This is a genomic window from Rhizobium sp. 25PS6, from assembly GCF_032464655.1.
GTDB classification, from domain to species: domain Bacteria; phylum Pseudomonadota; class Alphaproteobacteria; order Rhizobiales; family Rhizobiaceae; genus Rhizobium; species Rhizobium laguerreae.
In genome coordinates, this window is sequence record NZ_JAWDIV010000042.1 from 1 (window position 1) to 11,170 (window position 11,170).

Consider the following 11,170-nt stretch of genomic DNA (forward strand, 5'->3'; position numbering starts at 1 on the left):
TGGCCACGGCACGCCGGTCCAGGAAACCAGCCACGCGTGAACGTGATACGCTCAAGCTTGACATATCTCCCGACACGCCTCTACCATTCCGCCCGCGTCTTCCGAAAACCACCAGCGGTTACACATCCAGCCGTCGCCATCACCAGGTAGAGGTTCCAATGCGCCGATTCACTTCTCACGAAAATCACATTCGAAATTCTGAGAAGTTGGTGGTTCATGCGCACTTTGAATCTGGGCATCCTCGCCCATGTGGATGCAGGCAAGACTAGCCTTACCGAAAGACTGCTTTTTGACGCCGGCGTCATCGACAAGCTTGGCAGCGTCGATACCGGCAATACACAGACGGACACTCTCGAGCTCGAACGGCAACGCGGCATCACGATCAGAGCCGCGGTGGTGTCGTTCACGGTCGGCGACAAGATCGTCAATCTCATCGACACGCCCGGTCACCCGGATTTCATCGCCGAGGTCGAGCGGGTGCTCGGATTGCTGGATGCCGCGGTCGTCGTCATTTCGGCGGTCGAAGGCGTGCAGGCCCAGACACGGGTGTTGGTGCGGGCGCTGCGGCGGCTTGGCGTTCCCTTCGTCTTCTTCGTCAACAAGGTCGATCGCCTCGGCGCGCAATATGAGGATGTGCTGAAGGCTCTTGCCAGCCAATTGCTCGTTCGCCCCATCGCCATGTCTTCCGTCGTCGATGCCGGCAGCAGGCTTGCTCGGGTGGAGGCGTTGGCTCCCGGATGCGAACCGCTTTTCACGCCGCTCTGCGAAGCACTCGCGGAGAATGACGAGGCGCTGCTGGACGACTACGTCTTGGCGCCCGATCGCCTGACGGCGGATAGGCTTGGACGCTGCCTGACCGATCAGGTCGCGAGCGGTCTGGTGCATCCTGTCTTCGCAGGTGCGGCAACGACTGCCGTCGGCGTGCCCGCCCTGACATCGGCCATCGCGACGATATTGCCCGGCCGGCGCCTCGATCCGGACGGGCCGATTGCCGGAAAAATCTTCAAGATCGAACGCGGCTGGGGCGGTGAAAAGCTGGCCTATATGTACCTGACGTCAGGCACGGTCCGGCTCCGGCAACATCTAGATTTGCCCAAAGGCCCGGATAGGGTGACCGCGATCGAGGTTTTCGAGGCCGGCCGGGTTCATGGCGCCGCAAGCTTCCGCGCCGGGCAGATCGCGCGCATCAGCGGCCTTGCCGGCGCCCGTATCGGGGATGCGGTGGGGGGCGACCTGCTCGCGGGTGGGCCGCCGCAGTTTGCCCCGCCCAGCCTCGAAACCCGCGTCCTCGCCCGGCGGCCCTCCGACAAGGCGGCCCTCTGGCTGGCGCTGAACCAGATGGCGGAGCAGGACCCGTTGATCAATCTGCGCCGGAACGATGATGCCGACGACATCTTCGTATCGCTCTATGGCGAGGTGCAGAAGGAGGTCGTCCAATCGACCCTGCTGACGGATTTCGGTCTCGATGCCGGGTTCGAGGAAAGCACGGTCATCTTAGTGGAAAGGCTTGCAGGAACAGGGGAAGGCCTGCAGATCCTCTTCAAGGAGCCCAATCCATTTCTCGCCACCGTCGGTCTGCGCGTCGAACCGCGATCAGAAGGGGCAGGCAACAGCTTTGCACTTGATGTGGACGTGGGCCAGATGCCCGCCAGCTTTTACAGGGCAGTCGAAGAAACCGTATTCGAAACTCTGAAGCAGGGCGTTTTTGGCTGGCAGGTCATCGATTGCCACGTGGCGATGACGGCAGCCCGGCACAGCTCGCCTGCAAGCACCGCCGCCGATTTCCGGCAACTGACACCTTGGGTGCTGGCAGATGCACTGTCGGCCGCGCAAACCGTCCTATGCGAACCGATCGACCGCTTTCATCTCGAAGCGCCCGCGGAGAGCTTGAGCGGCTTGCTGACCCTGCTTGCGAAATCTGCCGCGACGATGACGGATTCCGTGATTGCCGACGGCATGGCCCGGCTGGAAGGCACCATGGCGTCCACGATGATCCAGAGCGTCCAGCAGCAATTGCCGGGCCTGACAGGCGGGGCGGGGACGATGGCAACCGGCTTCGATCACTACGCCCTGATGGCTGGCCCGCCGCGCGTTCGCCGGCGTTCAGGGCCTGATCCGTTCAACGGCGTCGAATATCTGCTGAGCCTGCACCGACATGTCGAAGGCATGTCCTGAGATTCCTCGGTGCATACGTCGTCGTGGGCGCGAAGGCTGACAGAAGGCGGCCCCCTAAGGAGCCGCCTCTCGTTTTCTCAAGCTGCCAGCGAGGCGATGTCGATGACGAAGCGGTAGCGCACGTCGCTTTTCAGGACGCGTTCATAGGCTTCGTTGACCTGCTGGATGTTGATCTTCTCGATCTCGGAGACGATGTTGTGCTCGCCGCAGAAGTTGAGCATTTCCTGGGTTTCCTTGATCGAGCCGATCATCGAGCCTGATATGCTCTTGCGGCCGGGGATGATCGAGAAGGCATGCACGGGGATCGGGTTTTCCGGGGCGCCGACCACCACGAAGGAGCCATCCACCTTCAGCAGGCCGAGATAGGCATTCCAGTCGATCTCGGCACTGACGGTGCAGATGATCAGGTCGAACGTGCCGGCGAGCTTCGTGAAGGTTTCCGGGTCGTTGGTCGCGTAATATTCCTTGGCGCCGAGCTTCAACCCATCTTCCTTCTTGGAAAGGCTCTGGGAGAGAACGGTGATGTCGGCGCCCATGGCCGCACCCAGCTTGACGCCCATATGGCCGAGGCCGCCCATGCCGACGATCGCGACCTTCTTGTCGGGGCCGGCATTCCAGTGGCGCAGCGGCGAGTAGAGCGTGATGCCGGCGCAGAGCAGCGGCGCGGAGGCATCGAGCGGCAGATTGTCCGGAATGGACATGACATAGCCTTCTCTGACGACGATCGAGTCGGAATAGCCGCCCTGGGTCCGTGTCTTGCGGTCGGCTTCGAAGTCGTTGTAGGTGCCGGCGAGCCCCGGCATATACTGTTCCCGATCGAGGTCCCGCTCGGCGCAGCCGATGCAGGAATCGACGAAGCAGCCGACGCCGACGCGATCGCCGACCTTGAATTTGGTCACATCAGAACCGACGGCCGAGACGATGCCGGCGATCTCATGGCCCGGCACGATCGGATAGACGGCGTTCTTCCATTCGTTGCGGACAGTGTGGATGTCCGAATGGCAGATGCCGGCAAACTTGATGTCGATAACGACGTCATCGGGGTTCGGGTCACGGCGTTCGAAGGTGAAAGGGGTCAGCGGCTTGGAAGCGTCGGTCGCGGCGTAGCCTCTTGCAATAGGCATGGGAACCATCCTTTTCGATTGTGGGTAGGGGTTGAAAGAGATGGTGGACTATTGCCCGGAACTGCGGCAGAGGGTTAGAGCGATCCTCTCAGCTTTTTGCACGATCCTGCAAAAGTGAGGCGCCGGCCTGTTTGCGAAATGGCGAAGGCACTCTAGATAAGAGCGGTATCGCCGGCGTCAGACAGTTGACAGAAAGAGTTGCCGCATGACTTTGCCCTTCAGCCCCTATCAGGAAATTGTCGATATCGCGATGCGCTTCGCGCCTGGTGACGGTGAGTTTGCGACTGATATAGGCAATCTTCATGTCAGCCGCCGATCCAGGCCCAGCGATCCGCTGCACAGCAGCTATCGGCCATGTTTCGCCTTTGTACTGCAGGGCGCCAAGAGCCTGCGCCTCGGCACGGAACTTATCAGCTACGGGACCGGCGACTATCTGCTGACCTCGCTTGACCTGCCGGTCGCCTGGCGCGTCACCGAGGCAAGCCCCGAGGTTCCGCATCTGTGCCTTGGGCTGGCAATCGATTCCGAAAAGCTGCTGGAGTTACTCAGCCGCATCGATATTCCGCGTCCGGCCGCCCATACCGATGGGCAGCGCGGGATGGCGGTCAATGTCGCTCCGCCGGAGCTCCTGGATGCTGCCGTCCGGCTGCTGCGTTTGCTCGATCGTCCGGGTGACATTCCCGCCATGGCGCCGCTGATCGAGCAGGAAATCCTCTACCGGGTGCTGACCGGGCCGGATGGCGCGCGGCTGATCAACATCGCCACATCAGATAGCCACAGCAACAGGATCGCGCGCGCCGTTGCATGGCTGAAGGAGAATTTCGCGCGGCCGCTGCGCATCGAAGACCTCGCCGAACGCGTCAGCATGAGCGTGTCGTCCTTCCATCACCACTTCAAGTCGGTCACGGCGATGACGCCGGTGCAGTATCAGAAGCAGCTTCGCCTGCACGAGGCGCGCCGTCTGATGCTCGTGGAGCGGCTCGATGCGGGCACGGCCGGTCACCGCGTCGGCTATCAAAGCCCGTCGCAGTTCAGCCGCGAATACAGCCGCCTTTACGGTGCCTCGCCGGCCCGCGATATTGACGGCGCCCGCGAGGTCATGGCGGCGGAATAAGTACCGCGCCCAGCAAGAACGTGCCAAAGTGCGGTGGGATCATTAAAGGATTGTTTGACGTTTCCGACTAGTCTTGCGGCAGATATCAAGCAGGCCCAGATGTCCGCATGACGCAAGCACCGTTTCTCTCCATCGTCGCTCCTTGTCACAACGAGGAAGAGGGCTTGCGCGAATTCTGCCGCCGCGCCGCTGCTGCCGCGCATAGTGTTGCCGGCGATGGCTTCGAGCTCATTCTCGTCGATGACGGCTCGTCCGACCGCACGTGGGAGATCATTTCGGATCTGGCGGCCGATGTGCCGCAGCTGCTCGGTGTTCGTCTTCTGCGCAATCACGGCCACCAGCTGGCATCGACGGCGGGTCTTGCCGCGTCGCGCGGCGAGCGCGTGCTTTTGATCGATGCCGATCTTCAGGATCCCCCAGAGCTGCTTTTAATGATGATGCCGATCATGGAGCGCGGCGCCGATGTCGTTTACGGCCAGCGCACGCGCCGTCAGGGCGAAAGCTGGTTCAAACTGGCCTCCGCTTCGCTTTTCTATCGCGCTTTGTCCAAGCTCGCTTCCGTGACCATCCCGCGCGATACCGGTGATTTCCGGCTGATGCGCCGACGCGTCGTCGATATCCTGCTGGCGATGCCGGAGCGCGATCGCTTCATCCGCGGCATGGTCAGCTGGATCGGCGGCAGGCAGGTGGCGCTGCCTTACGAGCGCGACGCCCGTTTTGCCGGCACGACGAAATATCCGCTGCGAAAGATGATCAATTTCGCTCTCGATGCGATCACCAGCTTTTCGACGACGCCGCTGCGCATCAGCACTTGGCTTGGCATGATGAGCGCGGGCGTCGCGATCGCCTTGCTCGTCTACACCTTCGCTCGCTGGCTGCAGGGCGAGACGGTGACCGGCTGGTCGTCGATCATGGCCGCGGTCAGCGCCTTCAGCGCCATCCAGCTGATCTGCATCGGCATCATCGGCGAGTATCTCGGCCGTCTGGTACAAGAGAGCAAGAAGCGGCCGATGTTCATGGTCGAGACGATCGTGCGCGGCAGTGAACACGCAGAGTTGTCGATCGCTTTCTCGGAGATGAGCGCCAGCGACAAGCGCGCCGCGCTGGATGCGGCCTTTGCATCCGAAGAGCCGCCGCGCTCGCAAAAGAACAGCCGGATCGGATAATGGACCGGATTGCCGCGCCTGCTGTGGCCGCAGCCGGGCCTGAGGAATCGATCGCCAGGCAGGATTCCACCGTTGCGATCGTCGCATTCGTCGGACTTACGGCGGCTTTGGTCCTCCTGTTTCCCTTTCCGCCGGTTCTCGATTACGCCAATCACTACGCCCGTATCTGGCTCCTTTCGGGCGGGATCGGCGAGCAGCCGTTTCCTGAGATCTATGCCGTCGATTGGAACCGCACCTTCACCAATGTCGGGATCGACGTTCTAGCCACCTGGCTGGGGCCGCTTGTCGGTGCAGACAGGCTTGCGCGGGCTTTGCTTTTCCTGGCGATCGTGCTGCCGCCACTGGGCGCGATCGGCCTGCACCGCGCGCTGTTCGGCGGTCGGCACCACTGGCAGACCGCCATGCTGTCGCTCGGCTGGTGCGCCACCATGATCGGGGGCTTCATCAACTTCCAGATCGGCCTCGGCATAGCCTTGTTCTTCGCCTGCGTCGATCTGCGGCTGCAGCGCAGAAATCCCGCCCTGGTTTTTGCATGGCGGCTCGCCGCCGCGCTGCTGCTGACGGTGATGCATCTCTTCGCGCTTGGCTTCTATATGGCGATCGTCTGCGGCCTCGAATTTTCCTGGCGCACCGATATAGTGCGATCTAAGGCGGGTCTGATGAGGCTCGCCGGCCGGTTGGCGCTGGCGCTCGGCGCCTGCGCCCTGCCGCCGCTCGCGCTCTATCTCCATACGGCGGCTTTGCCCAACGCCGGCGGCAACGGCCTCGGCCTTGCCTGGAACGACGGCATCGTCCTGATCGTCCTTAATCTGCTCTCCGCCATCACGACCTATGTCCCGGTGGTGGATGTCGTGCTGGTTCTGCCGCTGATCCTCATCTGCACGCGTGCCGTCCGCGCGGGCGACATCCGCATGCATGCAGGGCTTGCCGTCGCCGCCTGCGGCCTGCTGCTTCTGTCCTGTGTTTCGCCTCGCCACATGCTCGGCACCGGATGGATCAGTTGGCGCTTTCCGATCATGACGGCGCTCGTCGCCATGGCGATGGTGTGCCCGTTCGCCAATCTCACGCGCCGGCAAGCGCTGTTGCTGGCACTCATCATCAATCTCGCAGTCTTCGGCCGCACCGGCTGGGTCGGCTGGAACTGGTGGCTGGCACAGAAGGATGTTGCCGCCGTCGAGGCTGTGCTTAAAAAGGTGCCGGCCGGTGCAGCCGTGTTGCCTCTGGGACATGAACCCGAGACAGTGAGCGGTCTTGCCCACTCGAACCGGCATTTTGCCTGGGGGTTGGATACTTTCCGGCACCTGCCGACGGTTGCCGTGCCCTTGTCGCATGCTTTCGTGCCGACGCTCTTCACGGCAAAAGGCAAGCAGCCGCTCTCCGTTCTGCCGCCATGGTCTGAGATCGCAGTTCCCGAGGGCAATCTGCTGTCGATCGGCGTGCTTTCATGCCCGGCAATGATGCAGGAATATAGAAACTTTACGCCTTACCTGTCGGATTGGCGCAGGCGTTTCGATTTCATCCTCGTCGCCAATGCCGATATCCCCGACCGCTATGTCGGCACATTGATGCCGGCGGGCCTGACGCTGGTCGAAGATGCGGGTTTCGCAAAGCTTTACGCGATCGACAAGGCGATGCCGGCAGAGCCTCTCTCGATCCCTGCTGGTTGCGCTACGGCGTCATAGGCTCCGGCTCGTCGCGGATCGACTGCCTCTGGGCGAGTGGATCGTGATCGCGGCCGCCATCCGGTATTCGGGCGATGGGTTGGTCAGCCGGGGAATTTCAACGCCTTGTCAGCACGGCATTTGGCGAGCTTTAACTGACGGAAGGAGAGGATGCGGGTGATGCGGTTCTTGCCATCCGTTTCCACACTCATGCAGGCGCAGGCATAACCGTAATTGCCGTTGGTTTTGACATAATCATGTTCGGAGATGTCGGAGATCAGCTCCATGCCTTCGACCTCGCCGGCATCGTCGCCCTGGGTCATGATTGTCCAGGTGTTCTCCGCGTCCTCCAGCCACCAGTTGGCGGGCGTCGGATTCTCGATCCAGCCGCAGCGCGTTTCGGCGGCCTGTGCGTTTGCTGCGATGGCGAGAGCTGTGGTCATGACCGCGGCGGCTATCCAGTATCTCATTGCCTTTTCCCCACGACAAATGTCAGTTGTTGATCGCGATGATCGCCCAATGGCTCGCCTCGCAAGCGTTGTCGTCGCAGACCGCGCCCATCCAGACGGCGCCGCCGGCCAGCATGACGCCGTCGCTGTTGACGAAAAGATCCTCGTATTGCTGGCGTCCGACGGCGCGGCGCGTCTCCGGCGTCACGAGATCGTCGAAATTGTCGATGAAATCCTCGGCGTTCTCGACGTCGTAGGTCTCGCCGTTGGCCTTGACCGTCAGCGGGTACTCGGCCAGGCCAGCGATTGTCTCGGCGTCTCCCGAGCGCATCGCCCGAACGAGTCGGCGCAGCGGCCGATCGAAGCTCGCGGCATCGCCGTGCAGTTCCTCGATGCGGTTATAGACCTCGTTTTCCGACTGGGGGGAAGGCGCCGGTGCTCGGAAGCGCAGTTCCCAGAAGCATCGTTCCGGCGAGGAGAAGGGCTGCAGGCAGGCGCGGCATGGAAGGCTCCGGCAAATGGCGTGGTGCGGCATTATGCGGTCCCTGATATTGCGCGCCTATCCAATTCTGGTGTCTCACCGAGCTTTCCCGTATAAAAAATCTATCCAGGCTTCTTGACGACCTGATCGGTTTGTCGCATAAACCTCACGAACCGTACCGTACGGTACGTATATGGGAGCCATGACCGTGTCCGTCGATACCGCAGAGCCGAGCGAATTTTCGCCGCGCCAGAACGCCGTTCTGGAGCAGGCGCTGCAGTTGCTCGTCGATGGTGGCGAGAAGGCGCTGACGACTTCCGGCGTGGCGCGCGCCGCCAATTGCTCGAAGGAAAGCCTCTACAAGTGGTTCGGTGATCGCGACGGGCTGCTGTCGGCGATGATCGCCTATCAGGCCAGCAAAGTGCGCACCTTCGAGCGCAACGGCGAGCGGCTGACGGCGGCGAGCCTGCACGACCATGTCGTCATTTTTGCGCGTGACCTGCTGGAGGTGCTTGCCGGCGACGTCTCGCTGGCGCTCAACCGGCTGGCGATCGGGCAGTCGAACCGCGAGGGATCGAAACTCGGCAAACTGCTGCTCGAGCGCGGCCGTCGCCAGATCGACCGGCGCGCCATGGCGCTGATCGATGCCGGCAAAAGGGCAGGGCTCCTGCGTTTTGCCGATGCCGACGAGGCTTATCACACGCTTTACGGCCTTGTTGTCTCCGACCTGCATGTGCGCATGCTGCTCGGCGAACCAGGCCTCAAGGATACCGCACGCCAGGCGGAGAGGGCCGTCACCGCCTTCCTCAGGCTTTATGGCACGGACAAGGTTCTGGCGGAGATGCCGGTTCTCGGCTGATTCCGCTTTAATGACAGTCAACAAGACAAGCAAAGGGAAGGAACTTCAAATGCGCGTCTATTACGATCGTGATGCCGATCTCAACCTCATCAAGGCCAAGAAGGTCGCCGTCATCGGATATGGTTCGCAGGGCCGTGCCCATGCGTTGAACCTCAAGGACAGCGGCGCTCAGAACGTCGTCATCGCACTCAAGGCCGGTTCGCCGACCGTCAAGAAGGCCGAAGCCGATGGCTTCAAGGTCATGACGGTTGCCGAAGCTGCCGCCTGGGCGGACCTGATGATGATGGCGACCCCGGACGAACTGCAGGCCGACATCTACAAGGCCGACATCGCCGGCAACATCCGCGATGGCGCAGCCATCGCCTTTGCTCACGGCCTCAACGTTCACTTCGGTCTCATCGAGCCGAAGGCTTCGGTCGACGTCGTCATGATCGCACCGAAGGGCCCGGGCCACACGGTTCGCGGCGAATACCAGAAGGGCGGCGGCGTTCCCTGCCTCGTTGCCGTTCATCAGAACGCTTCGGGCAATGCGCTTGAACTCGCTCTCTCCTACGCCTGTGGCGTCGGCGGCGGCCGTTCGGGCATTATCGAAACCAACTTCCGCGAAGAGTGCGAAACCGACCTCTTCGGCGAACAGGTCGTTCTCTGCGGTGGTCTCGTCGAGCTCATCCGCGCCGGTTTCGAAACGCTCACCGAAGCCGGTTACGCGCCCGAGATGGCCTATTTCGAGTGCCTGCACGAAGTGAAGCTCATCGTCGACTTGATTTATGAAGGCGGCATCGCCAACATGAACTACTCGATCTCCAACACGGCCGAGTGGGGCGAATATGTCTCCGGTCCGCGCATCATCACTGCCGAGACCAAGGCCGAGATGAAGCGCGTCCTCAAGGACATCCAGACCGGCAAGTTCACGTCCGATTGGATGCAGGAATACCGCGCCGGCGGCTCGCGCTTCAAGGGCATCCGCCGCCTGAACGACAGCCACCCGATCGAAGAAGTCGGCGCCAAGCTGCGCGGCATGATGCCCTGGATCGGCAAGAACAAGCTGGTCGACAAGTCGGTCAACTAAGCGACTTTCCGCGCCGCATCGAACTTGGTTCATGCGGCGCGCTTTGCGGTTATCCTCCGTGCATATCGTCCTGCCAAGCCGTTGCCATCGGTAGCGGCTTTCCGCTTGCATCGGACTAGCCGGACAAGAGCACACAATGGTCGAAGCGTCGGGCTGCAACGTCAGCGGCCGGAGCCATGATGACGAGATCGCTGGCGTCCCAAAAGACGCGACCCGTTGCCGAGCCGGCGCGCAGCCGTGCGAGAACAATCCAGCCGTCCGGTCGTCCAACTCGCCAAAGCCTTGCGAGGCGGCTAAGCTTGATGCCTCTGCGCGACACGAGAGGCCTCCCTGGATCGTGGCATGGCCAAGCATCTGGTGGACCTGAGGGGTCGCAGACCCGGCATAGGGACCGGTCAAGGCGAGCTCGAAAGCCTCATTCGTGTCGGAGAGCTCATCGAGCGATCCATTGTCTCATCTTCATGACGCATGAATCATAGGGCGGAGGCAACGTGCCGACTACGGCAACGTCCGGTCTTGGCCTTCGTTGAGCCGTGTCGCTCCTGCCTGAGAAAGAACAGCATCCTCAAGATGTTCCTGTCGCAAAACCGTAATATCGCGCCTTTAGGTTTAGAGCGGATCTAAAACAAGACAATTTGACACCAGTTTTTAACCGTGGAGGCATTGGATGAACGAGCATCTTTCCCAGAGGATTTTCCCGACGACTCAGCTCGAAGACGCGGATGGTGACGGCCACAACACCAGCGCCAATCCGACGATGGGTGAAATCATCGGCAAGCGTTTTTCACGCCGCAATTTTCTGCAGGGCTCACTTGCCGTTTCCGCCATTGCAGCCACGGTAAGCCCGATCGCGCTGATGAGCGCGGACGAGGCGCGCGCTGCAGACAATAAAGGCTCTGCCTTCAACTTCTCCGAAGTGGAGGCCGGCGTCGATGACAAGCATCATATCGCTGAAGGGTATGATGCCGATATTCTGCTGCGGTGGGGCGATGCCGTGCTGCCGGGTGCCCCGCAATTCGATCCGGCGAAGCAGACGGCCGATGCACAGAGCAAGCAGTTCGGCTACAACAAC

The 11,170-nt window shown here is 61.7% G+C and carries 10 protein-coding genes and 1 pseudogene; 7 read left to right on the top strand and 4 right to left on the bottom strand.

Going from position 1 to position 11,170, the window contains the following annotated elements; all coding sequences use genetic code 11:
* Positions 1-216 precede the first annotated feature (216 nt).
* Positions 217-2,175: an elongation factor G gene (locus RWK44_RS34550; protein ID WP_168284124.1), complete on the top strand. Its 1,959-nt coding sequence runs from the start codon at positions 217-219 to the stop codon at positions 2,173-2,175.
* A 77-nt stretch (positions 2,176-2,252) separates the two neighbouring features.
* Here the strand turns inward: RWK44_RS34550 and RWK44_RS34555 are convergent, their stop codons facing one another.
* Positions 2,253-3,299, bottom strand: a complete 1,047-nt coding sequence (locus tag RWK44_RS34555; protein WP_222010340.1) for an NAD(P)-dependent alcohol dehydrogenase — start codon at positions 3,297-3,299, stop codon at positions 2,253-2,255.
* A 205-nt stretch (positions 3,300-3,504) separates the two neighbouring features.
* Between RWK44_RS34555 and RWK44_RS34560 the strand changes: the two genes are divergently transcribed.
* The 3 genes from RWK44_RS34560 (at position 3,505) to RWK44_RS34570 (ending at position 7,261) form a co-directional block, all read left to right on the top strand.
* Entirely contained in the window at positions 3,505-4,413 is a 909-nt protein-coding gene (locus RWK44_RS34560) for an AraC family transcriptional regulator (protein WP_222010341.1), read from the top strand.
* A 107-nt stretch (positions 4,414-4,520) separates the two neighbouring features.
* Positions 4,521-5,579, top strand: a complete 1,059-nt coding sequence (locus RWK44_RS34565; protein WP_131666357.1) for a glycosyltransferase family 2 protein — start codon at positions 4,521-4,523, stop codon at positions 5,577-5,579.
* Positions 5,579-7,261, top strand: a complete 1,683-nt coding sequence (locus RWK44_RS34570) for a hypothetical protein (protein WP_316030149.1) — start codon at positions 5,579-5,581, stop codon at positions 7,259-7,261. The genes RWK44_RS34565 and RWK44_RS34570 overlap by 1 nt, the downstream gene beginning before the upstream one ends.
* 83 nt (positions 7,262-7,344) lie before the next feature.
* Here the strand turns inward: RWK44_RS34570 and RWK44_RS34575 are convergent, their stop codons facing one another.
* Positions 7,345-7,710, bottom strand: a complete 366-nt coding sequence (locus RWK44_RS34575; protein ID WP_131666355.1) for a DUF4087 domain-containing protein — start codon at positions 7,708-7,710, stop codon at positions 7,345-7,347.
* A 22-nt stretch (positions 7,711-7,732) separates the two neighbouring features.
* Positions 7,733-8,192, bottom strand: a pseudogene (locus tag RWK44_RS34580) (hypothetical protein).
* A gap of 171 nt (positions 8,193-8,363) precedes the next feature.
* Between RWK44_RS34580 and RWK44_RS34585 the strand changes: the two are divergent.
* Positions 8,364-9,029 (top strand): TetR/AcrR family transcriptional regulator, encoded by a 666-nt coding sequence (locus tag RWK44_RS34585; protein ID WP_206105938.1) that lies wholly within the window; start codon positions 8,364-8,366, stop codon positions 9,027-9,029.
* A gap of 49 nt (positions 9,030-9,078) precedes the next feature.
* Entirely contained in the window at positions 9,079-10,098 is a 1,020-nt protein-coding gene (ilvC, locus tag RWK44_RS34590; protein ID WP_003560822.1) for a ketol-acid reductoisomerase, read from the top strand.
* Between the two features lie 115 nt (positions 10,099-10,213).
* On the opposite strand, the gene RWK44_RS34595 is transcribed toward ilvC, so the two are convergent.
* Positions 10,214-10,417, bottom strand: a complete 204-nt coding sequence (locus RWK44_RS34595; RefSeq protein WP_316030150.1) for a hypothetical protein — start codon at positions 10,415-10,417, stop codon at positions 10,214-10,216.
* Between the two features lie 348 nt (positions 10,418-10,765).
* Between RWK44_RS34595 and RWK44_RS34600 the strand changes: the two genes are divergently transcribed.
* Positions 10,766-11,170, top strand: a 405-nt coding sequence (locus RWK44_RS34600) for an alkaline phosphatase PhoX (RefSeq protein WP_316030151.1), incomplete at its 3' end; no start/stop codon positions are given.